The following is a 22,983-nucleotide window of genomic DNA, read 5'->3' on the forward strand; positions in this document are numbered from 1 at the left end:
TGGTAATAACAGTGAACTCCGCAACAGCTATCGCAATCACCCATCTTGGTTTATGCACGCCATTAGGGCAAACACCGCAATCTGTGCGCGACAACTTAGTTGCTGGCAGCACCGAGGGTATGCATTGGCGTGACGATCTGCTTTTTGATCGTTCTGTACTTGTCGGCCAAGTCGATAGCCCGCTACCTAAAATACCGAGCAGACTTAAACGCTTTGATACCCGCAACAATCAGCTCACCTTGCTGATTGCTCAGCAAATTGAAGCGGCAATTATGACGGCGAAAGCTCAATATGGCAGCCATCGTATTGGTATTATCCTCGGCACTAGTACCTCAGGTATTGCCACTGGCGAGCAGGCATTAGCGCAACTGCAAGCAGATGGCCAATTCCCAGAAGATTATGATTACGCCAAGCAAGAGCTCGGTGATACCAGTCAGTTCTTGCAAGCTTACTTCGAGCTAAATGGCCCTTGCTACACGGTATCCACCGCTTGTTCTTCAAGCGCCAAAGTGTTTGCCAGTGGCCAACGCTTAATTGATGCGAACATCTGTGACATGGTGATTGTTGGCGGGGTTGATACTCTGTGTAAACTCACCTTAAATGGTTTTTACTCATTAGAATCTATCTCTAACGGCCACTGCCAACCCTTTAGCGTCAACCGTGATGGCATCAATATTGGTGAAGGCGGCGCACTGTTTACTCTTGAAAGAGCAACGGCAGACAATCATATCCTCTTCAGTGGCATAGGAGAGTCTAGCGATGCTCACCATATCTCAGCACCACATCCTGAAGGGCAAGGCGCTATAGCCGCCATGCAAGCTGCACTAGAGATGGCTAATCTTCGCCCCGAGCAAATTGATTACCTCAATTTACACGGCACCGCGACACCTAAGAATGACGCAATGGAGAGCCGAGCGGTGCAGCAAGTATTTCAATCGCACTTACCAGCTTGTAGCTCGACTAAACCATTAACAGGCCATACGTTGGGTGCTGCCGGTGCGATTGAAGCAGCATTTTGCTATCTGCTACTGAGTGATTACAATAAGCCACAATATTTGCCGCCGCAGGTTTGGGATCAACAAGCGGATCCTGATAACCCGAGCTTAGCGCTGGTAAGCGCCAATACACAGGCTAAAATTCAGCATGTGATGAGCAATTCATTTGCATTTGGCGGCAGCAATGCCAGTGTGATATTTAGTCGCTTAACAGTCCCTTGTGACGCAAAAGAGAGAGCTTAAGATGTTTAATGCCAAAGCACTTGCCGAGCAAGATGTCGCTGACTTTATTCCCCACCGCGAGCCGATGATTTTAATAAGCAAGCTATTAGCCCATGGCGAAGATACCTTGCTGACACAAACGGATATCAGTGCCAGCAGCCCCTATTTTGATAACAAGCTAAATGGCGTGCCTAATTATGTAGGCATTGAATATATGGCACAAAGCATAGCGGCATTAGCAGGTGTTGAAGCCCATATGCGCAACGACATTATTCGGGTTGGCTTTTTACTCGGTAGCCGCAAACTGCAGATGCATATTAGCCATTTTGCAGCAGGTCAAAGCTATCAAACCCGAGTCACACGCTTATATCAAGAAGACAGCGGTTTGGCCGTTTTTGACTGCCAAATTTTGCACAATCAAGTTGTGGTAGCCGAAGCAAACGTTAACGTGTTTCAACCACAAGACACCCAAGCCTATATCGCTGACGCAACTCAATAGTTTTACACCGTAGTCGAGCCAATATAATAACCACAGCTGACGATTACGCAGGGAGCAATAAGATGACAAAAAGAGTATTAATCACAGGTTCAAGCCGAGGCATAGGTAAAGCTATCGCCCTTAAACTTGCGGCCTCGGGGCATGATATCGCCATGCATTTTCACAGTAACCAAGATGCGGCAAATGCCACTCGAGCAGAGCTAGAGCTGTTAGGTGTTCAGGTCAGCTGTTTACAATTTGATATTGGTGACAGAGCCGCTGTCAAACAGGCCATTGAACAAGATATCGCGCAACACGGCGCATACTACGGTGTGGTACTCAATGCCGGTATTAATGCTGACACCGCTTTTCCGGCGATGACTGAAACCGAATGGGACAGTGTCGTGCACACCAATCTTGATGGTTTTTACAATGTTATTCATCCGACAGTTATGCCTATGGTGCAGTCACGCCAAGGTGGCCGTATTATCACTCTTGCGTCAGTCTCAGGGATTGCGGGTAACCGTGGTCAAGTCAACTACAGTGCCTCAAAAGCAGGTATTATTGGTGCAACCAAAGCCCTATCATTAGAGCTAGCTAAGCGAAAGATCACTGTCAACTGCATTGCACCGGGCTTAATTGAAACGGATATGGTCAGCGACATTCCTAAAGATATGGTCAACACCTTAGTGCCTATGCGCCGCATGGGTAAGCCCGCAGAGATTGCCGGACTGGCCAACTACTTAATGTCTGACGACGCAGCCTATATTACTCGCCAAGTCATTTCGGTAAACGGAGGCATGGTATGAGTCAGGCATCATTGCCGCGCCGCGTAGTGATCACAGGTATTGGCGGGATCTCGGCCTTAGGCCACGACTGGCCAAGCATAGCTGCCAGCCTAAAAGCCCAAAAGAACTGTGTCGTACGCATAGATGAATGGGATAGGTTTGCCGATCTACATACTCGTTTAGCGGCGCCAGTGACCGACTTTGAAGTACCGAGTCATTATAAACGAAAAAAAATTCGCTCCATGGGTCGTGTCTCTATTATGGCGACTCGCGCTAGCGAACTGGCGCTAATTGATGCCAACTTACTTAATGACCCTGTTGTGACTTCTGGTGCTATGGGGATAGCTTATGGCTCTTCAACCGGCAGTACCGACCCGATTATCGCCTTTGGCGATATGCTCAAAGACGGTGATATGTCTGGGGTTACTGCAACCAGTTACATCCGTATGATGGCGCACACAACAGCAGTCAATGTTGGGGTATTCTTTGGACTAAAAGGCCGAGTACACACCACCAGCAGTGCCTGTACATCGGGTAGCCAAGGCATAGGTTATGCCTATGAAGCGATTAAGTATGGCCAGCAAGATTTAATGCTTGCTGGCGGTGGTGAAGAACTGTGCCCAACCGAAGCGGTTGTGTTCGATACCTTGTTTGCCACCAGCACACAAAACGATGCGCCGAATGAAACGCCACGCCCATTTGATAAAGGCCGCGATGGTTTAGTGATTGGGGAAGGTGCCTGCACCTTAGTGCTGGAAGAGCTGGAGCATGCTCAAGCTCGCGGCGCAAAAATCTACGCTGAAATCGTCGGCTTTGGTACCAATGCTGACGGCTTACATGTAACTCAACCCAATAGCGAAACCATGGAAGTGGCCATTCGCTTAGCCTTAAAAGATGCAGCGATAACCCCTGATAAGATTGGTTATATTAATGCCCATGGCACGGCCACTGATCGTGGTGATATCGCCGAAACTCAAGCGACTAACGCCGTCTTTGGCTCAGCACAGCCAATCTCGTCAATTAAGAGCTATACCGGACACACTCTCGGTGCTTGTGGCGCGTTAGAGGCGTGGTTCAGCATAGAGATGATGAATGAAGGCTGGTTCGCACCAACCCTAAACCTAACAGAGATAGATCCTGAGTGTGGGGAGCTAGATTACATCAAAGATGAGATCCGTTTGCTTGAAACTGATTACGTGATGAGTAATAACTTCGCCTTTGGCGGTATCAATACTTCACTCATCTTTAAGCGCTGGCAGGATTAATTAAAAAGCCTCCACTTGGGAGGCTTTTTAATATTTGAGTCTAGCTTTTAGGTACGCTGACATAAAGCCCTGAAAAGCTCGCACAGAGTTTATCTTGGCAATAAAGCTCAACCTCTAAACCGAGTTTCACTCGACGCCCTTGGGTCAACTTAGTTAAATCAGCCTCTGGCCAACGCACCTTAGCAATAGGCTTGTTATCAATAGGGGCAAGATAGCGCACGCTAGCATCTGCTAATACAATGTCACCATCGACACCAGCTAACTGCTGTTGCAGCCATAACATGCCCCAACCTGTCAGTGTCATCAAAGTATAAATACTGCCAGCAAACATAGTGTTATGCAGGTTGATATTAGGAGCGAGTGGTGCAGTTACGCTGAAGCCTTCTGCATCAAATGCCAAAGGGGTAATCTGCATAAATTCACTCACAGGTATGGTCTGATGCCATGTCTGCTGTAGTTGTTCAAGCAAGGTTTTCAGCTGTGATGTCATGCCCACTTCCTTTGACTACTAACTCGTTTGATGCCATTGCCGATATAGGCAACTAGCGCTACACCTGCAAGTTAAAGGTTACTGGGCCATCATTTAATAGAGAGACTTTCATATCTGCGGCAAATTGGCCTGTTTGAGTATTCACGCCTTTTGACTGACAGAAATCAACAAATGCGTTATACAGCTCGCGAGCTTGATCTGGCGTACCTGCGCCAGAAAAACTTGGACGTAAACCGCGGCTAGTATCAGCAGCTAAAGTGAATTGTGATACCACTAATAAACTGCCACCCGCTTGCTCAAGATTAAGGTTCATCTTGCCATTTTCATCAGAAAATACGCGGTAACTCATTACCTTAGTCGCAAGCTTTTGCATCTTCTCGATATCATCACCTTGCTCAACCCCCAGCAATACTAATAGCCCTTTGCCGATCTCGCCGATAGTTTCCCCTTCAACCACTACTTTTGCTTCACTTACACGTTGGATCAAGGCAATCACGTACAATACTCTCCGATAAAAAAATAAATAGAAAATGAAAAAGCGAAGACGAAAGCTTCGCTTTAAAACTAGGTTCTAGGTTCTAGGTTCTAGGTTCTAGGACGCTTCGCTTCGAGGACCTAGGACCTAGGACTTTTCTTAGCCCTTCCTAGGACCTTTCTTAGCTCTTCCTAAGACCTAGGACCTTCTTTAAGTCGACTGAATATTCTGCATCACCGGAATAGGCTTAATCACATCTTCAGCACCTTCAGGCATCGACTGTCCGACTTGGCGTAAGCCTTCGTCAATCCACAATATAAAGCGACGGATCTCTTCCATGCTAATAGTATCAACAAAAGTTGCTGCACCTTGTACTTGGATCACAGCACCGTTATCGCGTACAACAAACTTAGCAAAGTTCAGCTTCTGATTAAGCGTGCCGATCATAAACAGCATCTCTTTGCTGCCAACATACTTAGGGTGAATCGCATAGAAACGGTTCATCATAATGCGATCGATACCATCGGGGTTAATGCTCGGCTGCAGAATGAACTGGCTATTATCAAAGTTTACTGCAACCCCATTTGGGCCGGCTCTAGAAGCTAAATAGTTTTTACTTAATAGGGCCTCAAGTAACTTAGTTGTCGCATCTTCATTAGACAAGCCACCTAGCTCAACACTTTCAGGCGCCAACACGCTAGTCTCATTGTTGGCGGTATTATCTGTAGCAGTACAAGCACCTAGACTCATGACTAAGCCTGCAAGAATAAGTTTTTTCATAGAATCTATGTTTCCTTGTTTATTGTTTGGCCATTTCCCGTATGGCGTTTATTACCGCTTTGGCCATCTTAGCATCGGCTAAAGCATGATACCCACCTTTAATCTCGGTCACTGTCAGCAATGGGGTTTGCTGTTGTTGCAAAAAATTTTTTAGCAATTTCATTGGACAAACCCAATCAAACTCACCTTGTAAAATGTGGGTTCGACATTGGATCAGCGGCGTTTGTTGAGACAGCTTTGCAAATGCACCAAAGTAGTTGTTAGCTACATAATAAAGCTCAATGCTTGCTAAAGACTGACTGAACGCGGTATTTCTACTTTTAAACATATGACACGGATAGGCTAACGTCATCTCCCAACGTTGCCAACGCATAGCAAACTCTTGCCGTATATCAGCACATTGATGATTTAATCCTGCTCGGTACTCCGCAAACAATTGGACTAAATCAACATCAGCATCACAGCGACCTGTAAATTGCTGGTAGTGCTTTTTAAATACACTGGCGGCAACGGACTGACCATAAAGAGCTGCAATACCATCATCACTAGGAATAAACAGCCCCCATAACACCTGTGATAGCACTCGACTTGGGTAATATGCAGAGTAGATAAGCGCTAATGTTGCACCAAATGAACCACCTGCAAGCATCCAGCGTGAAATATTGAGCCAACATCTAACCGACTCAATATCACTGAGTAAATGCTGTAAAGTATTATGCTTAAGCTCACCACGTGGACGAGAACGCCCAGCCCCACGCTGATCGAGTAAAATGACGTGGTAAATTGAAAGATCAAATAATGCTAGATCGGCAATCGAACATCCCGCACCTGGACCACCGTGCAAATAAAGGATCGGGATGCCGTCTGGATTGCCGTATTGAGCCACATAAATCTGGTGCCCTTGGCCGACATTAAGCCAGTTTTGACGAATGAGTTTTGCTTGAGAAGTCGGCACTAGCCTTTGCTTGCCTCACTTTTACCGCTCGGTGTTACATCATGAGAGCTAATATCCTCACCTCCTGAGCCTTGCGCCACTTTTTCCGCTGGGCTCTCTGCGGCTCGAGTAATGCCATCCACCTCGACCTCTTTAGCAGCTACGGCTTTCTCACGGATTAACTTACACTCATGCAGGTACTCAGGCAGCCCGGCGGTGATCTCTGCGCCAACAAGCACTATCACCCAAGAAACATATACCCAGACAAATAAAATCGGAATAGTTGCTAATGCGCCATAAATGGCTTCGTAACTAGGAAATTGCGTCACATAAAAAGCAAAGCCTTTCTTACCTAACTCAAATAACATGGCTGCCACTAATGCACCGAGTAAAGCGTGCAGAAACTTAACCTTTTTAATAGGCACCACCATGTAAAGTAGTAAAAAAGCCGCAACCGAGAACAACATCGGCAAACGCTCAATTAATAACGGCACTACACCAGAAAGCTCACCATCACTAAATAGCTTTAACGACACTAAATACGACGTCGCAACCAAACTTGCACCGACTAATACCGGACCTAAAGTTAATACCATCCAATACATTGAAAACGACACCGCTGCTTGGCGCTTTTCTTTAGTACGCCATATACTGTTAAGCGCCTTATCGATTGCCGAGATCAGCATTAACGCCACCACCATAAGTGCCGCAATACCTACGCTAGTGCCCTTAGAAGCATTGGCAACAAACTCGTTAATGTAAATCTGCACTGTGTCGCCTGCGGCAGGCAAGAAGTTGTCATACACAAAAGCTTCAAGCTTTTCACGAATACCGGAAAATACTGGAAAGGCTGACAACATAGAAAACATAACGGCGACAATTGGCACCAAAGACAGCAAGGTCACATAGGCCAAATGCCCCGCTTTAATATTGACTTGATCCTCTTTAAAACGGCTGAGTAGATGCAGGGCAAAAGCCCAAATACTCAACAAAAAAGAACGAAGCTGATTCATCACCATGTTATTTTTCACTTGTTACTCTTGATTCTGTTAAAGTTAGTCTTATAAATGCCTATATTGGTACAATAAAGCTTATAACCTTCTCTTTACAAGCATAAGGATTGAATTGATGTCACAACAAGGATCTGCAGGCAATGTTATTGCCGCTATTGCGAGCTTTTTCTTCCCAGGGCTTGGACAATTAGTTCAAGGACGTATTCTTGCCGCCTTAGTTTTCTGTATCGTCGCTGTTGTTGGTTACGCACTGTGGTGGCTAATTGTTCCGGCTATCATAGGTGCTATTGCTCATCTATGGAGTATTATCGATGCAGCGAAATTCCGCTCATAGTAACTCACTCAATTTGGGGAATAACTAACGATGAAAAAATTAATTACCACGGCGATATTGAGTACTAGTTTGCTACTTGGTGGCTGTCAAAGTGCCTACTACGGTGCGATGGAGAAAGTGGGCTACCATAAGCGTGACATAATGGTTGACCGAGTTGAAGATGCCAAAGAATCTCAAGAGGAAGCGCAACAGCAATTTAGCTCTGCATTAGAAGAGATGCAGGCGCTGCTCAACCATGACGGTGGCGATCTTGAAAGCGCATACAACAAGGCTAAAGATGAATACGAATCTGCCCAAGATGCCGCTGATGATGTGACAAGCCGTATCGACAAAGTTGAAGATGTCGCTGAAGCGCTGTTTGACGAATGGCAGTCTGAAATAGGCGAAATAAGCAAAGCGAGTCTTCGTCGCAACAGTGAATCTAAACTAAAAGAAACTCGCCGCTCTTACACTCAACTGGTGAAAAGCATGCGCCGTGCTGAAAGCAAAATGGAGCCAGTGTTAACAGCAATGAAAGACAATATGCTGTATCTAAAGCACAACCTAAACGCACAAGCTATCGGCGCGATTAAAGGTGAGTTTGCCAGCCTACAGACTGACATTTCCGGCTTAATCAAAGAGATGAACAAGTCTATTGATGAATCCAACAAGTTTATCGCTTCATTAGAAAACAAATAAGCATTAACTAAAGTGCGGTTCCTAAGCGATTCAGCTTAGGAGCCAAACTTGTGAGCCGTCACCGCATTTTTACTATTCCATTAGTAAAATTCTGATCTTCTGCACAAGCTAATTAGCATTTAAGAACTTCTGTCTAAAAAAAGTTTCACAATGGTATCAATCATCATTGAACTGATACATTTATGAGCTTCATCGAATCATTAACTCTCGCACTCGCACTCACCTACAGTGTTAGCTTGCTGTATTGGAGCGGCAAAAAATGGGGGGCGTTAATTTCTGGCGGATTATTAACCGCCGCAGTGATATCTAGCCTATATTGGCCACTGATTGTCGCCTTAGCTATCGCCGCCGTAGGAGCTGGCTTAGCCGCTAAGTTGCGCCCAGAATTAATTCAGGGACAAAGCCGAGCTAACAACTTACGTGAAGGTGTGCAGCACTTACTGGCGTTATCCATGCTTATCGTTGGCGTTCAGTTTGCGGTGAATGCTGCTTTATTAAAATCAGGGATCACTCCGTGGTTAATGCGTCCCGATGTTGGCGATGCGTTCTTACCTATCGCTGGCGGCATCGAATTAAAAGCGATTGTTAGTTTAGGTATTTGGGATAAACATCATCCCGCTGCGGCTGTGATGCTCAGCGCTGTTTTGCTGACGGGCCTGCTATGTAAGCGCGCCTTTTGTGGCTGGGCTTGTCCATTAGGGTTAGCTGGAGAATACCTTTATAAGCTACGTAAGCGCGTCATCAAACAAGAGCTAGCGCCACCCGCTTGGCTTGACTGGCCACTGCGTATGCTGAAATACCTACTACTGCTAGCACTGCTGTATATCATTATCAGCATGCCAACTATGAGCATTCCAGGTTATTTAAACAGTAATTATCATCAAATTGCCGATCTAAAAATGGCGCTGTTTTTTGTCACTCCAGGGCTCGTCACCATTATCTGTTTTGCCATCATTCTCGGTTTGGCAGCTTGGCGTCGCCAAGGCTTTTGCCGCTATATCTGCCCCTATGGTGCGTTATTAGGCTTAGTGAGTTTTTTAAGCCCGTTTAAAATCCGCCGCAATACCGAGCACTGTTTGATTGACGCAAAAGGCATGAGTTGCGACAAATGTACGCGAGCCTGCCCAGCCAGCATAAAAGTACACCAACAGATAAATGTTCGCTCAGACGAATGCCAAGCTTGTATGCGCTGTATTTCTGCTTGCCCTAAGAATGAAGCCTTACAGTTTAAAACTCGTAACGGCTGGCAACTTTCAGCACGTGGGCTCACCATTATGCTACTAACAATCATGTTCTTATTGCCACTAGTCGCTTATTTAGGCGGATTCTGGCATAGCGAAACACCAGTTGAAGCAAGAATGTATTTAATCCAGCATTTAGACAAAATTGGTCATTAATTAACAATACAATGCTAAAACACAAAGTGCGCATAAGGCGCACTTTGCTTATCAGCCAAAGCACTAATACTAATTGGTATAACAGAATGTAAAGCGCTGCCTACGCGGTGTACCTTTGCCATATGAATTGTTACTCTGTGCTGAAATTGAATTGTATTTAGGTCTACATGGAATCGTCGACACCAACACACTCCCCCCAGAATGGACGCAATGCCAACCTTGATGCTATCCGCGGCATAGCTGTATTAGGTATTTTGTTTCTCAATATTTACTATTTCGGTAATGGCTACCTAGGCTACACCAATCATGCTGTGATCCCTTGGTACGATAATCTTATTGATATCTTTAATAGCTTTTTCTTAGAAGCGCGATTTTTAACCCTATTCTCAATCCTATTTGGCGTAGGGCTCGCGATTCAAATTGATAAAGTTATTGATGAAAACCAAGCCAATAAGGTGAGATCTAGGCTCAAATGGTTGACACTTTTTGGCCTATTACATGGCATTTTCATCTGGTTTGGCGATATCTTATTTACCTATGGTCTGGCTGGACTCGTGGCGCTCTGTTATATCAAGCAGCCACTACAGCCAATGCTCAATAAAGCACGATTATTTTTACTCATTGGCTTTGGCAGCATGTTTATCATCGCCGCACTCTTAAATGAGCCGCTACTCGAAAGAGGCAGTGTTGAAGCCCTTGCTCACCAGCAAATTTGGAGCGGAGGCTACACAGAGCAGCTGATTGAGCAATTTAGCCTATTTTTGGCTATCGCTATTAGCACTCCACTCTCAAGTATGTGGTATATGGCAGGGTTGATGCTATTAGGAGTGTACCTATACCGTACTGGCGTATTTGAATTGGGTTTTGATCGTAAACCATTGTTATTACTGGTTGTTGTAGCACTATTGCTATCAACTGTAGATAGCATATTTACCCTAGCGGGTTCGCCACTTTTACAAAGCTTAAGCCCTGCAATAGTATTGATTAGCGCACTGCCTACTGCGCTGGTTTATATTCACTTCGTGGTTAAAATATGCCAAAACAACAGCAATATTCTCGCTCCATTTCAACGAGTTGGACGCTTAGCATTTAGCCTATATATCCTGCAGTCCATTGTGATGGTATTGCTATTTAGATACTTGGCGCCAACGTTAGTATTAAGCCTTGATAGACCAGGTTACGTAGCTATAGCAATTGCGTTTTCAGTGCTACAACTGCTGCTTGCCCACCTTTACTTACGCCGGTTTAATCAAGGACCGCTTGAGTGGTTATGGCGTAAATTGGTCGACATGAGTCACAAACCAACACCAGCAAAGTCAACGGGCGGTGCGCCGTATTAACCAGCTCGCTAGCGATTAAAAACAAAAGCCCTGAGTTGTGGCTCAGGGCTTTAGAAACTAAGGCTTATACCAATTAGTATAAAGATTTTTAACTACACCTTTAATGCGCGTGCTTTTATCTCAGGTGCTGCAATTGCATCTTGAGCACGAATAAGCTGCAGCTCATAAGCGCCTTGATTAAAGGTTTCTAGCAATACTGCGTCAACTGACGCATTGGTGCGTTCAAATGCCTCTACAGCATCATAACCAGCCTGTAAGTTGGCTAACATCAAGCCGCTGATCAAATCACCTACACCCACTGGTTGTTTTGCAAATTCATACAATGGTCGCGACACTAAATAATTGCCATCTTGAGTGACCAGCAACATCTCAAACTGCTCTTTGCTGGTTGCAGCTTTTGCAAGGTGCTTAACCACAACCATCTGCAGCCCTTGTGCTAACAAACTCTGACAAGCCTTAATTACTTGCTCTAGGTTGTGCAGCTCTGTGTCTGTTAAGGTTTCTAGCTCTAACAAGTTAGGCGCAATAATATCGGCAACAGCCAAAGCTTGAGTCTTTAGAAACTCTTGCACGCCCGGTGACACAATACAGCCCTTTTCAGGGTGCCCCATAACGGGATCGCAAAAGTAGATAGCCTTAGGATTAAGCGCTTTCATTTTGTTAACCGCTGCAGCAATCTCACCGCCCTGCTCTGCACTACCTAAATAGCCGCTTAATAGTGCATCACAATGTTGCAACTCTCCGATATTATCTAAGCCTTGCACCAAATCAGTGATCTGCCCTACTGGCATAATCATGCCGCTCCAACCTTGTGCATATTGAGTATGATTTGAAAACTGCACTGTATTAATCGGCCAAACTTCCATTCCTAAACGACGCATTGGGAATACGGCGCTGCTATTACCCGCACAGCCAAATACCACATGAGATTGAATGGATAAGATCCGCTTCATTGGTCACTACCTTTACTTTTGTTAGCGATATAAATTAATAGGGCTAGATAGCCAATGTGATTATCAGCTATCTGAAATTTTGCCGATTATAGCAACTAGACTAAATTAGTATTCTCAAACTTAATCAGCTTGTGAGCTATTTTGCAGTTATTGGGAGCTTAAGGTTTAACTATGCTGTTAACTCCCTGCCAGCCTCTGATAAGCTGACTAAATGTATTACAACAAAAAGCCCCGAGCACATACATGCTCAGGGCTTTTAGATTATAACTTTCAGCTTAGAAGCTAAAGAGTATTAACCTGCATCTTTCGCAGCACGACCAGCGCGCTTACGATCGTTTTCAGTTAGGTGACGCTTACGAACACGAATGCTCTCTGGCGTTACTTCTACTAACTCGTCATCATCGATGAACTCTAGCGCTTGCTCAAGTGTCATCTGGATATGCGGAGTTAGTACTTGAGCTTCGTCAGTACCAGACGCACGCATGTTAGTTAGCTGCTTACCTTTCAAACAGTTAACTGTTAGGTCGTTTGCACGAGCATGAATACCAATAACTTGGCCTTCATAAACTTCTGCAGCGTGACCAATCATTAGACGACCACGATCTTGTAGACCGAATAGTGCGAAAGTCAGTGCCTTACCCGTTGCGTTAGAGATCAACACACCGTTTTGACGTTGACCAATTTCACCACCTTTGAATGGACCATAGTGGTCAAATGAGTGGTAAATTAGACCAGTACCAGAAGTCGCTGTCATGAATTCAGTTTGGAAACCGATTAGACCACGGCTAGGAATGATAAAGTCGATACGTACACGACCCTTACCATCTAACTGCATGTCTTTCATGTCACCCTTACGGATACCTAGCTTTTCAATCACAGCGCCTTGGTGCTCTTCTTCAACGTCAACTGTTAACGTTTCGAAAGGCTCACATTTAACACCGTCAATCTCTTTAACGATAACTTCTGGACGAGAAACAGCTAGCTCGTAACCTTCACGACGCATGTTTTCGATCAAGATAGATAGGTGAAGCTCACCACGACCCGATACGCGGAAACGATCTGGGCTATCTGTTTCTTCAACACGTAGCGCAACGTTGTGTACTAGTTCTTGTTGTAAACGCTCAAGGATGTTACGTGAAGTTACGTACTTACCTTCTTTACCCGCGAACGGAGAAGTGTTTACTTGGAAAGTCATTGTTAGTGTTGGTTCGTCAACAGACAATGGCGGTAGTGCTTCAACAGTTGTAGTAGCACAAATAGTATCAGAGATCTGTAACTGACCAAGACCTGTAATCGCAACGATGTCACCAGCATTTGCTTCAGTAACTTCGTGACGGTCTAGACCCATGTAACCTAATACTTGGCCAACTTTACCGTTACGCTTCTTACCTTCAGCATCGATGATAGTCACTTGCTGGTTAGTCTTAACGCTACCACGCTTGATACGACCAACACCGATAACACCTACGTATGAGTTGTAGTCCAGCTGCGAAATTTGCATCTGGAAATCACCTTCAGCGTCAGCATCTGGTGAAGAAACTTTTTCAATGATCGTTTCGAATAGCGGAGTCATATCTTCGCTAACTTCGTCTGGATCTAGAGAAGCAAAACCGTTTAGTGCAGAAGCATAAACGATTGGGAAGTCTAGCTGCTCATCAGTCGCACCTAAGTTGTCGAATAGATCGAATACTTGGTCGATAACCCAATCAGGGCGAGCGCCTGGACGGTCAATCTTGTTGATAACAACGATTGGCTTTAGGCCTTGAGCGAATGCTTTCTTAGTTACGAAGCGAGTTTGTGGCATTGGACCATCAACAGCGTCAACAAGTAGCAATACACAGTCAACCATAGATAGAACACGTTCTACCTCACCACCAAAGTCGGCGTGGCCTGGAGTATCAACGATGTTGATACGGTAATCGTTCCACTTGATGGCAGTGTTCTTGGCCAGAATCGTGATACCACGTTCTTTTTCAAGATCATTTGAATCCATCACCCGCTCAGCGGCTTCTCCTCGAGACTCAAGGGTTCCTGACTGCGCCAGCAACTTATCAACCAAGGTAGTCTTACCATGGTCAACGTGTGCAATAATGGCGATGTTACGTAAATTCTCTAACACGGCTAAACCTCTTACCATCGGTATATAAATAGGGGGGATTTGCAGCTCACTAAAACCAGTTTAGTATAGTAGTTGCAATAAAAAGCGTGACATTCTACTCTAGCTCGGCGTTATCTCACAGGATTATTTTTAACCAATCGTTAAAAATAACTCTTTTGCATCGGTTTTTTTCGCCTTAACGTCCGATTTTTATACACTTTTATTGTAATTTGGCTATGTGACACTATTTAGTGCTCGTCATTTTAATTTTCCGCTCCACCCAAGTTAAACCGATTTTAATACCCATTTTTGATGCCAAAGTGGCGTAACTAGACACTGTCTTTAATTTCAATAAGTGTTATTAAAAATTCAATGCGATTTCCTTGACTTACACCCTATAAAATTACATCCCCCTTCGCTATTCTCACTAGTCGGCTTGGCACCTAGATAAAACCATAGTATCTGCAACTGCACCGTATTGGCGCGCGCACCATAAAGATCCATAACGCGCACCAAAACAGTGCACCCTGATTTATCTATTGCCCCCCACAAAACACCAAACACATATTATTCAGATAGTTACAAGTTTGGCACGACTCTAGCTTTACTAATGACAGATTCGCGTTAAGCGCTAAATATTGAAAGATAAAACAAAGGGACAACCCTTTGCCCTACTCGGAGATTTGAGAATGTCAGCAGAATCAGTTTTACAACAACTAAAAGAACTAGAAGTTAAGTTTGTTGATCTACGTTTTACCGATACCATTGGTAAAGAACAACACGTTTCAATTCCTACTCATCAAGTTGATGCTGACTTCTTCGAAGACGGTAAAATGTTCGATGGCTCTTCAATTAAAGGTTGGAAAGGCATTAACGAATCAGACATGGTATTGATGCCTGATCCAGATAGCTTTGTACTTGACCCTTTCACTGCCGAAACTACAGCTAACATCCGTTGTGACATTCTAAACCCTGGCACAATGACAGGTTACAACCGTGACCCTCGTTCTATTGCTAAGAAAGCTGAAGACTACCTACGTTCAACAGGTATTGCTGACACTGTATTGATTGGTCCAGAGCCAGAGTTCTTCCTATTTGATGATGTTAAGTACAGCGCAGACATGTCTGGTTGTTTCTACAAAGTTGATGCTGAAGAAGCAGCATGGAACTCAGCAACTAGCTACGAAGATGGCAACAAAGGTCACCGTCCAGGCGTAAAAGGCGGTTACTTCCCAGTAGCACCAGTTGACTCTTCACAAGATATCCGTAGTGCGATGTGTTTAGTACTAGAAGAGATGGGCCAAGTAGTAGAAGCACATCACCATGAAGTGGCGACAGCAGGTCAAAACGAAATCGCAACTCGCTTTAACACACTAACACTTAAGGCTGACGAAGTTCAGGTACTTAAGTATGTTGTTCATAACGTTGCTCATGCTTACAACAAGACTGCGACATTTATGCCTAAGCCAATCGTTGGTGACAACGGTAGCGGCATGCACGTACATCAGTCTCTAGCAAAAGACGGTGTTAACCTATTTGCTGGTGACAAGTACGGCGGGCTAAGCGAAACAGCACTATTCTACATTGGTGGTATCATTAAGCACGCTCGCGCAATTAACGCATTTGCTAACCCATCAACTAACTCATACAAGCGTCTTGTACCGCACTTTGAAGCGCCAGTAATGCTTGCATACTCTGCAGCTAACCGCTCTGCTTCTATTCGTATCCCAGTGGTACCAAGCGCTAAAGCACGTCGCATCGAAATTCGTTTTGGTGACCCAGTTGCGAACCCATACTTAGCGTTCTCTGCAATGCTAATGGCGGGCCTTGACGGTATCCAAAACAAGATCCACCCAGGTGAGGCAATGGATAAAGATCTATACGATCTTCCTGCTGAAGAAGCAGCTGAAATCCCAACAGTTGCAACTTCACTAGAAAATGCACTTGAGTGCCTAGATGCTGACCGTGAGTTCTTAACTCGTGGTGACGTTTTCACTAACGACTTTATCGATTCTTATATCGCTCTTAAGTCTGTAGATGTTGAGCGCATCAACCAAACAACTCACCCAGTAGAATTCGAGCTTTACTACAGCTTGTAATCCTCTCTACTGACCAGCTAAACGCCTGTGCGGTTAGCTTTAAAGCCCTAAACAGTGATGTTTAGGGCTTTTTTATTACAGCAATAAAAAACAATATAAATCAACAAATTAAAAATATGACACTCGAAGTGTCATATGCCTTTTTTATGCCTGTCATATCCATGGCGCAGTATAGCTCGGCTATTTATGCTGCACTTGCTCTCGTTAACCGCAACTGTCAACATAACGAGGCAACAGTATGGAACGCTCAATCAAACACCACAAAATGGATAGTCAAATGCAGCATGTGACAATCAACAATGGCTACTGGTATTACTTTAATGATCAGGAGCTACGCATCACCGCCCACGGCTCTGGCTACTCGGGCAAAGAAACAGTCTACCTTAATGATGAAGTCGTTAGTGATAAACGCAATTTAGGTATGCGCAGCAGTCATAAGTTTCGTCATCAAGACAATAACTATGAAGTGAGGTTTGAAGTTACAAGCCTACTTAAGGGAGGTGTTGAGTGCAGTTTATATCGCAACGGACAACATATTGCCACCGAGACTAAAGCCTTTCTAGACAAAAATAATAAGGCAGGTTACAAGCAAATCATTCTCTGCTTTATAGCAGGATTAGTGTTTGGCGGATTGTGCGCTTTTCTGACCCATTATTTTTTCGGGTAAACAGATATATGTTACCAGTTTACAAAGGAGCTAGCGGAGTCAGGTATGGAAGTTAACCCGGTTGCAATTAAGGCACTAAGGCAAGAAAAAGGTTGGACTCAGCAACACTTAGCAGACGCCTGCGCTATCAGCCTACGCACAGTGCAACGAGTCGAGAAACAAGGTAGTGCATCGAACGACACACTATTGGGTTTATGTGCCGTATTTGGTGTAGAGCAAAAACGGCTATTAATACTCCCAGAGCCAACAGATCCACAAATACAAGCCACGTCGCCATATCAGCACTGGATTTTACTCCTATGTACTACTTTTATTGGTGGCTGCATCGGGGCATTAATTATGTACCTGGTATTACAAAGCGCTTAGGGCTTAGGGCTTAGGGCTTAGGGCTTAGCATTAAAACTGATACACAGCGACGCGGCCATTATGTCCGGCCGCAACTAAGGTATTGTCCTCGATTGCGAGCGTAAAAAAGCCCTGTGATTCACCATTGATCAACAATGGCTTCCAGCTATAACCATGGTCATGAGATATATCCGTCGATAGCTTACCCGTAGCAATACAGATTTCTTGGTAACAGGCCATTGCTGTGCGCAAGCCGGGGGTAGTGCCAGGCGGCTTATGCCATACGTAGCCTTTGCGGTACACCATGTTGGCATCATGTTTGTCACGTTGTTGGTAATCACCACCAAACACAAATAGATCGCCTAAGGTGTTAAAAGCTAAGCCATACCCTCCTGCTGTTTGGGTATCGTCATAAAGCGCCACAGGCCGGCGACGCCAGTGCTCACCACTATCCGCGCTGCTATATGCAGAGCTACTGAACCCGCCAGAGGTAAACCATGCTCGACCAGGTTTCCCTACCACTAAGGTGTTGCCACTGGCGGCAAAAGCGACCTCTTTATCGAGCATTTCAGGTAACTCAGCTTGAGCGATACGCCGCCACGTTTGGCCGCCATCTGTGGTACGTAATATGACAAAGCTACCGTCGACAGGATCGCCTAATAATAAGCCGTTATTACGATCCCAAAAGGCGATTGAATTAAAAAAACCAAGTTCATCAGGGTTATCAAATAACAGTTGCCAGCTAAGACCCTGATTATAAGTAATGTAAAGCTTAGATAAGCCACCAGCACCGGCGCCCATCACAATCGCTGTATTAGCGTCAAATACCTCAATATCACGCAGATCAATGAACGGTAGCCCTTTAACAGACACGTCTTGCCAAGACTGACCCGCATCTTTAGAAATATATACCTGACTTTTGCTGCCTGTTACCCAAACAATACCATCTGACACCGCGCTGCCCCGAAATGAAGTATCCGCTGCAAGTGATTGAATTTTCCAATCCATCCCTGAAGCAGCAAAACTACATAGGCTAATTAACAGCATGAGTATCTTCATTAAAATCCCTTCAGTAACAAGTGCCTGTTCATCTTACTATCGACCAAAGTTGATGCTTAATCAAGCGAGTCAACGCGCCTTATCGACGCCGATAACTCGACCTCACAATCACCCGCCTAAATTAGTTAAAGCTAAATAAAACACTATTAAACAACAACTTAATAACAAAAAACACTGGACTCTGCCTAAAATATAAACTAGATTAAAAACGTGACAAAGATCACCATTTGATAAAAAAGGATACCAATATGACAAAATCACTTAGCCAAGCAGCGTTATTGACCGCCGGATTACTACTTTCAAGCGCAAGTGTTGCGGCAATGGATCCGATTGCTAAATGTAATGATTGCTCAAGCCAAGCAGCGCTGCAAACTGCAACAGAGCTTGAGAACAGCAGTGTTTATGTTGTTGACTTTGTAAATCGCACAGCAAAAAAGTTTGTGACTAACGATAAAGGCGATACCTTGCTAACTAAGCTATCAATCGGCGAGCTTAACCAAATTAATCAAAAATATGATTACCGCAAAACTTACCTAAGAGCCGTACAGCCTTAATCAAGTAAACAGATAATTTAGCAGCAGGCCTAGCGCCTGCTGCTTTCGTTTTAACTATGCTCTACCGCAGTGATCAGTCTATTAATATCTTCAGCATCATTATAGATATGTGGTGATACTCGGATCCCTTGACTACGCACATCAATACTCACGTTCGCTAACTTCAATGCGCTTAAAACACTTTGCTGTTGTGCTCCAAAATTTAAAATGGCTGTACCACTACACTTACTCGCTAATGATGGTGATACCACTATATCTCCAAAATGTTGATGCAATAAATTAACTAGATTTTGGTTATGCTCACGCAAATGCTGACTACCAATATTAGCGAAGTAGTCGATGCTATGTGCAGCTATCGCATAGGGGGCAATTGCAGGCGTCCCTCCCCAAAACCTCAGCGCGCTAGGGTGGTAACGAAAATCATGGATATCAAATTCAAATGGGTTTTCATGACTAAACCAGCCGACATCAATTGGCTGACAACTGTCGATATGTATTGAATTAACCCACAAATATGCCGCGCCGGGCCCACCACAAAGCCATTTAACACAAGAACCAATTAAAAAGTCTGGCTGTAACTGCTGTAGATCAATAGGAATAATTCCTGCCGACTGCGCGACATCAATCACCGTTAGCGCTTGCTTAGACTTTGCCGCAGCCACAATGTCAGCTAAGGGAGCTTGTTGGCCTGTATTGGAGTAAACATGGCTCACAAATACCAAATCAACATCATCGCTAATATAGGTTTGCCAAACTGCCGCATCAGTCATGTCTAAGTCTTTAGGGATGAAGCGCAATTCACAGCTATCTGGCAGCGCTTTTTGTAAAACAAAGCCCATACTTGGAAAGTCTATTTCACTCATCAACACAACGGTATTAGACTGCTGCAATTGCGGCAGAGACATCACTAACTTTGTCAGTGCGCTCGAAAGATTAACCTGCGGGCAAAACTCATTTGCTTCAGCATTAAACAAACGCGCTAAACTTGCATTAAAGCCATCAATCACCTTTAGCCATTCAGGCCAAGGCTCACTAGCTGAATGTTGCCACGGTATAAAAAACTGCTCGTTAAAATGCTGCTGAGTCGTAACTAATGGCCGACCTACCGAGTGGCTAAGTAAATAACTATCAGTGGTTAACACAAAATCTTGCTTAAACGATCCCATATCAACATACCTCTAAGCTGGCTTTTAGCGTCGCAACATCGGCAAAGCGTGTATTAATATCATCACGCTTTCTTGCAGCTCTTCTATCTCTTAATTGTTCTAATGAGTTAAGTAGTACCGGCAAAGGTGGCCCGCTAGCGGTCACTTTTTCAAGATGCGGTTGCTGTAACTTAATTGATGGCTTGGCAATGTATTTAGTCACGAGTTGGTTGTGATGTTGAATCGCAGTTTCGCCATGTAGTTTGCACACTTCCAAAAACAGTTTTACGTTTTGTTGATACCAGCTTTGATGGTTAAGATGAGTCATATTTAGTAGCTCATCCATAAAGCTATTACGGCGCATGCAATCCCTTAATATGCTTTGATCTTCTGGCATCATATATAAGAACTTATCGACTAACATCTGCGAATACTCAGGCTCATTGGCCGCACATAACCCAAGCAGCATATCAATCACGTTAATCCCGGCAAAATCACCAGCATTAGCGCCACGGTACACTTGGCTGCCCACGCGATAAGGTTTGTAATACGGCCTGACACAATAGAAAAAATCATCCGCATCTAGCTGCTGAAACAACACCTTGTTTGAATCGATCACATCACGTAAAGCGCGCTTTGCAACCAGCAGCAAATCGTACGCTATAGGGTGATCTATCCCTAAAGGCTGGATTTTAAGTAACGCATCAGCGGCACGTTTATAGGCTAAAATCCCCTTGGTGTTGTAGTCGACAAACAGTTTCTCGGCATCTAAATTGGTAAAACGCTTGTATACGCCTTGCTTGGCACGGTTATGGGTAGTCAAGTGAGCAGTAGCAAATCGAGGGGTGACACCAATGGAAGCGCCAATATGCATAGCTAAGGCCGACGCCTCAACTAATGGTGAAGTGGTCTCTCTAGAGGGCTCGGTAATTTCATGCCTGCGACAAGCGGCCATATATAAACCGACATTACCTAACAAATCAAAAGCATGATCAAAGCCTTCATCAGTATTCCCCTCAGCCAATAAGCTAACAATTAACTCTCTACCTTCATGCTCAAGCTGCAACTTTAATTCATCACCTATACCGACCACATTGGCTCTATCTTGTTGCTGGGCGTACAAAACTTCTAATTGACTATTAAGCTCAACAAAGCGAGTACGGATCCAATGATCGAATGCTTGGGTATTGCGTGTCATTTTCTGATCCTTGTTATTATTCGAGTACAGAATTCATTTAATTAGCCTAACAGCATCTGTTCGGTTTAAATCGGCAATCTAGCTCTAAAAACTTTCATTTAAGATCGAAATCCACTATAAAAGGACTTGTTAATATTGATTACCACCAAGATAGAAAAAGAACCCCACAATGGACAATAAAGATCGCAACATACTGGCAATTCTGCAGCGCCAAGGCCGTATCGCAATTAGTGAGTTAGCTGCAAAGCTCAATATGTCTGACACCCCTTGTTTACGCCGCGTAAGAAAGCTCGAACAATCAGGAGTGATCAGTGGTTATGCAGCACAGATTGACCCAAAAGAAGTGGGTTTAAATGTGGTGGTATATGCATTTGTAAGATTAAAAGAGAACTCAGATCAACACGCTATCTTATTTGAAGAAAGCATGGAGAACTTAGAACAAGTAATGGAATGCTCAGTAGTGACAGGTGCACACGACTATTTGCTCAAAATTGTTGCTAGCGACTTACTCAGCTACGAAAGCTTTGTTAAAAAATCACTCGGTAGCTTAAATTGCATCGCCGGTATTGAATCAACCGTAGTGTTAAAACAAAACTTCTCCCGTAATACCTTGCCACTACAGCCAGTATAATACCAATCAGTATAAACATTTAGTCACTCAGCGAGAGTTTAGCGGTTTTGAGGCAAGGCAACGAGTGAAGAGCATAGTTATTCTACGGTTAAGCTCGTTAACACAGCATCAGAATCGCTAAAACTCGCCATTCTGGAGCGTTTTTGGCTGCCTACTTCTGCGTTGATTAGCTTTATAAGGGAATCACCATTATTGCAGCTATTCGCCTTGAATTAGTTTGCCAAAAACCGCTCTGAGTTGATCAAATTCTTGTACTGATTGGTATAGTACCCATTAAGATAAAGATTTAATCGCTCTGAGTAGATCAATTTCTTGTACTAATTGGTACCACTCCGCAGCTTGCTGCTTATTCCATTTAGCAATAAGCATGTAACAACACAAACTAGACGACCGGTCTAATAATATTTAAGCTGCAGTGATGAATAAGAGTATTAAAACCGATCCCCAACAAACTCGTCAGCATATTATTGACTCGGGTTATAACCTGATTTCGAGCAAAGGGTTTACCCATGTTGGCCTAGCGCAAATTTTAAAGTTTGCTGATGTTCCCAAAGGTTCTTTTTATCACTACTTCAAATCAAAAGAGCAGTTTGGCGAAGAGATTATTAACAGCTTCTTTGATAGTTATCTGGCAATTATCGACCAGCTGTTTGCAGCAAAACAAGGCAATGCCCACGACAGATTAATGAGTTACTGGTTACATTGGCAAAGTACCCAAACCAGTGAGTGTAATGATCAAAAGTGCTTAGTGGTAAAACTCAGTGCTGAAGTTGCTGATCTGTCAGAAGCCATGCGTATCGCCCTAAATAAGGGCTCTACCGCTGTTATTGCACGTATCGCAGAGGCTATAGAAGCCGGTATTACAGATGGCTCAATACCACAGGTTCATCCGCAAAATACCGCCGAAATGCTGTATCAACTGTGGCTAGGTGCGAGTTTGCGTAATAAGCTCGCTCGCGATCCTGCAGTGCTTGAGCGCGCTTTAGCTATGACTAAATCACTACTGGCGCAGCCTATTTCAGCGATGAAATAGCACAAAGTTTAT

Annotated in this window: 24 protein-coding genes; 14 read left to right on the plus strand and 10 right to left on the minus strand. The window is 44.2% G+C overall.

Annotation, left to right across the window (positions count from 1 at the left end; all coding sequences use genetic code 11):
* The first annotated feature begins 11 nt into the window (after positions 1-11).
* The 4 genes from L884_RS22500 (at position 12) to L884_RS0121000 (ending at position 3,748) form a co-directional block, all read left to right on the plus strand.
* On the plus strand, positions 12-1,238 hold the full coding sequence (locus L884_RS22500; RefSeq protein WP_051435714.1) for a beta-ketoacyl-[acyl-carrier-protein] synthase family protein: 1,227 nt from the start codon (positions 12-14) through the stop codon (positions 1,236-1,238).
* Position 1,239: 1 nt separating this feature from the next.
* Positions 1,240-1,716, plus strand: coding sequence for a hotdog family protein (locus L884_RS0120990; protein WP_028769330.1), 477 nt, complete (start codon positions 1,240-1,242; stop codon positions 1,714-1,716).
* A 62-nt stretch (positions 1,717-1,778) separates the two neighbouring features.
* The gene (locus L884_RS0120995; RefSeq protein WP_028769331.1) at positions 1,779-2,504 is read left to right on the plus strand and encodes a 3-ketoacyl-ACP reductase FabG2; all 726 of its coding nucleotides are present in this window, start codon (positions 1,779-1,781) and stop codon (positions 2,502-2,504) included.
* Positions 2,501-3,748, plus strand: coding sequence for a beta-ketoacyl-ACP synthase (locus L884_RS0121000; RefSeq protein WP_028769332.1), 1,248 nt, complete (start codon positions 2,501-2,503; stop codon positions 3,746-3,748). Before L884_RS0120995 ends, L884_RS0121000 begins: the two co-directional genes overlap by 4 nt.
* A 40-nt stretch (positions 3,749-3,788) precedes the next feature.
* Here L884_RS0121000 and L884_RS0121005 read toward each other — a convergent pair whose 3' ends face one another.
* From L884_RS0121005 to L884_RS22505, 5 genes are all read right to left on the minus strand, one after another.
* Positions 3,789-4,238, minus strand: a complete 450-nt coding sequence (locus tag L884_RS0121005) for a thioesterase domain-containing protein (protein WP_028769333.1) — start codon at positions 4,236-4,238, stop codon at positions 3,789-3,791.
* A gap of 58 nt (positions 4,239-4,296) precedes the next feature.
* Positions 4,297-4,734, minus strand: a complete 438-nt coding sequence (gene dtd / locus L884_RS0121010) for a D-aminoacyl-tRNA deacylase (protein ID WP_028769334.1) — start codon at positions 4,732-4,734, stop codon at positions 4,297-4,299.
* A gap of 189 nt (positions 4,735-4,923) precedes the next feature.
* Positions 4,924-5,493, minus strand: a complete 570-nt coding sequence (locus L884_RS0121015) for a M14 family metallopeptidase (protein ID WP_028769335.1) — start codon at positions 5,491-5,493, stop codon at positions 4,924-4,926.
* Between the two features lie 19 nt (positions 5,494-5,512).
* Positions 5,513-6,448, minus strand: coding sequence for an alpha/beta fold hydrolase (locus L884_RS0121020; protein WP_028769336.1), 936 nt, complete (start codon positions 6,446-6,448; stop codon positions 5,513-5,515).
* Entirely contained in the window at positions 6,448-7,446 is a 999-nt protein-coding gene (locus L884_RS22505) for a virulence factor BrkB family protein (protein WP_084221483.1), read from the minus strand. Before L884_RS22505 ends, L884_RS0121020 begins: the two co-directional genes overlap by 1 nt.
* A gap of 109 nt (positions 7,447-7,555) precedes the next feature.
* Between L884_RS22505 and L884_RS0121030 the strand changes: the two genes are divergently transcribed.
* From L884_RS0121030 to L884_RS22510, 4 genes are all read left to right on the plus strand, one after another.
* Positions 7,556-7,774, plus strand: coding sequence for a hypothetical protein (locus L884_RS0121030; protein ID WP_028769337.1), 219 nt, complete (start codon positions 7,556-7,558; stop codon positions 7,772-7,774).
* Positions 7,775-7,804: 30 nt separating this feature from the next.
* Positions 7,805-8,452: a DUF2959 domain-containing protein gene (locus L884_RS0121035; protein WP_028769338.1), complete on the plus strand. Its 648-nt coding sequence runs from the start codon at positions 7,805-7,807 to the stop codon at positions 8,450-8,452.
* Positions 8,453-8,634: 182 nt separating this feature from the next.
* Positions 8,635-9,849 (plus strand): 4Fe-4S binding protein, encoded by a 1,215-nt coding sequence (locus L884_RS0121040; protein ID WP_028769339.1) that lies wholly within the window; start codon positions 8,635-8,637, stop codon positions 9,847-9,849.
* A 167-nt stretch (positions 9,850-10,016) separates the two neighbouring features.
* Positions 10,017-11,189 (plus strand): DUF418 domain-containing protein, encoded by a 1,173-nt coding sequence (locus L884_RS22510; RefSeq protein WP_051435716.1) that lies wholly within the window; start codon positions 10,017-10,019, stop codon positions 11,187-11,189.
* Between the two features lie 92 nt (positions 11,190-11,281).
* On the opposite strand, the gene pdxY is transcribed toward L884_RS22510, so the two are convergent.
* Both pdxY and typA read right to left on the minus strand, forming a co-directional pair.
* Complete coding sequence (pdxY, locus tag L884_RS0121055; protein ID WP_028769340.1) at positions 11,282-12,142, minus strand: pyridoxal kinase PdxY; 861 nt, start codon at positions 12,140-12,142, stop codon at positions 11,282-11,284.
* Between the two features lie 292 nt (positions 12,143-12,434).
* A complete protein-coding gene (typA, locus tag L884_RS0121060) occupies positions 12,435-14,261 on the minus strand; it encodes a translational GTPase TypA (protein WP_028769341.1) in 1,827 nt (608 codons plus the stop codon).
* A 668-nt stretch (positions 14,262-14,929) separates the two neighbouring features.
* Between typA and glnA the strand changes: the two genes are divergently transcribed.
* The 3 genes from glnA to L884_RS0121075 all read left to right on the plus strand — a co-directional run bounded on the left by glnA (position 14,930) and on the right by L884_RS0121075 (position 17,372).
* Positions 14,930-16,339 carry a glutamate--ammonia ligase gene (gene glnA / locus L884_RS0121065; protein ID WP_028769342.1) on the plus strand — a complete coding sequence of 470 codons (1,410 nt, stop codon included), beginning with the start codon at positions 14,930-14,932 and terminating at the stop codon, positions 16,337-16,339.
* Positions 16,340-16,577: 238 nt separating this feature from the next.
* Entirely contained in the window at positions 16,578-17,006 is a 429-nt protein-coding gene (locus L884_RS0121070) for a hypothetical protein (RefSeq protein ID WP_237162513.1), read from the plus strand.
* A 45-nt stretch (positions 17,007-17,051) separates the two neighbouring features.
* Positions 17,052-17,372 carry a helix-turn-helix domain-containing protein gene (locus L884_RS0121075; protein ID WP_028769344.1) on the plus strand — a complete coding sequence of 107 codons (321 nt, stop codon included), beginning with the start codon at positions 17,052-17,054 and terminating at the stop codon, positions 17,370-17,372.
* A 30-nt stretch (positions 17,373-17,402) separates the two neighbouring features.
* Here L884_RS0121075 and L884_RS0121080 read toward each other — a convergent pair whose 3' ends face one another.
* A complete protein-coding gene (locus L884_RS0121080; RefSeq protein ID WP_028769345.1) occupies positions 17,403-18,410 on the minus strand; it encodes a WD40/YVTN/BNR-like repeat-containing protein in 1,008 nt (335 codons plus the stop codon).
* A 248-nt stretch (positions 18,411-18,658) separates the two neighbouring features.
* On the opposite strand from L884_RS0121080, the gene L884_RS0121085 reads away from it, so the two are divergent.
* On the plus strand, positions 18,659-18,964 hold the full coding sequence (locus tag L884_RS0121085) for a hypothetical protein (RefSeq protein ID WP_028769346.1): 306 nt from the start codon (positions 18,659-18,661) through the stop codon (positions 18,962-18,964).
* 50 nt (positions 18,965-19,014) lie between these two features.
* On the opposite strand, the gene L884_RS0121090 is transcribed toward L884_RS0121085, so the two are convergent.
* A complete protein-coding gene (locus tag L884_RS0121090) occupies positions 19,015-20,130 on the minus strand; it encodes an aminotransferase class V-fold PLP-dependent enzyme (protein ID WP_028769347.1) in 1,116 nt (371 codons plus the stop codon).
* A gap of 1 nt (position 20,131) precedes the next feature.
* A complete protein-coding gene (locus L884_RS0121095) occupies positions 20,132-21,307 on the minus strand; it encodes a PrnB family protein (RefSeq protein WP_028769348.1) in 1,176 nt (391 codons plus the stop codon).
* A 169-nt stretch (positions 21,308-21,476) separates the two neighbouring features.
* On the opposite strand from L884_RS0121095, the gene L884_RS0121100 reads away from it, so the two are divergent.
* Both L884_RS0121100 and L884_RS0121105 read left to right on the plus strand, forming a co-directional pair.
* On the plus strand, positions 21,477-21,938 hold the full coding sequence (locus L884_RS0121100; RefSeq protein WP_028769349.1) for an Lrp/AsnC family transcriptional regulator: 462 nt from the start codon (positions 21,477-21,479) through the stop codon (positions 21,936-21,938).
* A 430-nt stretch (positions 21,939-22,368) separates the two neighbouring features.
* On the plus strand, positions 22,369-22,971 hold the full coding sequence (locus L884_RS0121105) for a TetR/AcrR family transcriptional regulator (protein WP_028769350.1): 603 nt from the start codon (positions 22,369-22,371) through the stop codon (positions 22,969-22,971).
* Positions 22,972-22,983: the final 12 nt, after the last annotated feature.

Origin of the sequence: Shewanella fidelis ATCC BAA-318 (genome assembly GCF_000518605.1) — a bacterium.
Taxonomy (GTDB): domain Bacteria; phylum Pseudomonadota; class Gammaproteobacteria; order Enterobacterales; family Shewanellaceae; genus Shewanella; species Shewanella fidelis.

Coding starts and splice junctions, on each gene's coding strand:
- L884_RS0121000 (WP_028769332.1), top strand. CDS start 2,501: ATGAGTCAGGCATCATTGCCGCGCCGCGTAGTGATCACAGGTATTGGC.
- L884_RS0121040 (WP_028769339.1), top strand. CDS start 8,635: ATGAGCTTCATCGAATCATTAACTCTCGCACTCGCACTCACCTACAGT.
- L884_RS0121070 (WP_237162513.1), top strand. CDS start 16,578: ATGGAACGCTCAATCAAACACCACAAAATGGATAGTCAAATGCAGCAT.
- L884_RS0120990 (WP_028769330.1), top strand. CDS start 1,240: ATGTTTAATGCCAAAGCACTTGCCGAGCAAGATGTCGCTGACTTTATT.
- L884_RS0121035 (WP_028769338.1), top strand. CDS start 7,805: ATGAAAAAATTAATTACCACGGCGATATTGAGTACTAGTTTGCTACTT.
- L884_RS0121095 (WP_028769348.1), bottom strand. CDS start 21,307: ATGACACGCAATACCCAAGCATTCGATCATTGGATCCGTACTCGCTTT.
- L884_RS0121085 (WP_028769346.1), top strand. CDS start 18,659: ATGACAAAATCACTTAGCCAAGCAGCGTTATTGACCGCCGGATTACTA.
- L884_RS22510 (WP_051435716.1), top strand. CDS start 10,017: ATGGAATCGTCGACACCAACACACTCCCCCCAGAATGGACGCAATGCC.
- L884_RS0121005 (WP_028769333.1), bottom strand. CDS start 4,238: ATGACATCACAGCTGAAAACCTTGCTTGAACAACTACAGCAGACATGG.
- glnA (WP_028769342.1), top strand. CDS start 14,930: ATGTCAGCAGAATCAGTTTTACAACAACTAAAAGAACTAGAAGTTAAG.
- L884_RS0121030 (WP_028769337.1), top strand. CDS start 7,556: ATGTCACAACAAGGATCTGCAGGCAATGTTATTGCCGCTATTGCGAGC.
- pdxY (WP_028769340.1), bottom strand. CDS start 12,142: ATGAAGCGGATCTTATCCATTCAATCTCATGTGGTATTTGGCTGTGCG.
- L884_RS0121080 (WP_028769345.1), bottom strand. CDS start 18,410: ATGAAGATACTCATGCTGTTAATTAGCCTATGTAGTTTTGCTGCTTCA.
- L884_RS0120995 (WP_028769331.1), top strand. CDS start 1,779: ATGACAAAAAGAGTATTAATCACAGGTTCAAGCCGAGGCATAGGTAAA.
- L884_RS22505 (WP_084221483.1), bottom strand. CDS start 7,446: ATGGTGATGAATCAGCTTCGTTCTTTTTTGTTGAGTATTTGGGCTTTT.
- L884_RS0121015 (WP_028769335.1), bottom strand. CDS start 5,493: ATGAAAAAACTTATTCTTGCAGGCTTAGTCATGAGTCTAGGTGCTTGT.
- L884_RS0121090 (WP_028769347.1), bottom strand. CDS start 20,130: ATGGGATCGTTTAAGCAAGATTTTGTGTTAACCACTGATAGTTATTTA.
- L884_RS0121100 (WP_028769349.1), top strand. CDS start 21,477: ATGGACAATAAAGATCGCAACATACTGGCAATTCTGCAGCGCCAAGGC.
- L884_RS0121075 (WP_028769344.1), top strand. CDS start 17,052: ATGGAAGTTAACCCGGTTGCAATTAAGGCACTAAGGCAAGAAAAAGGT.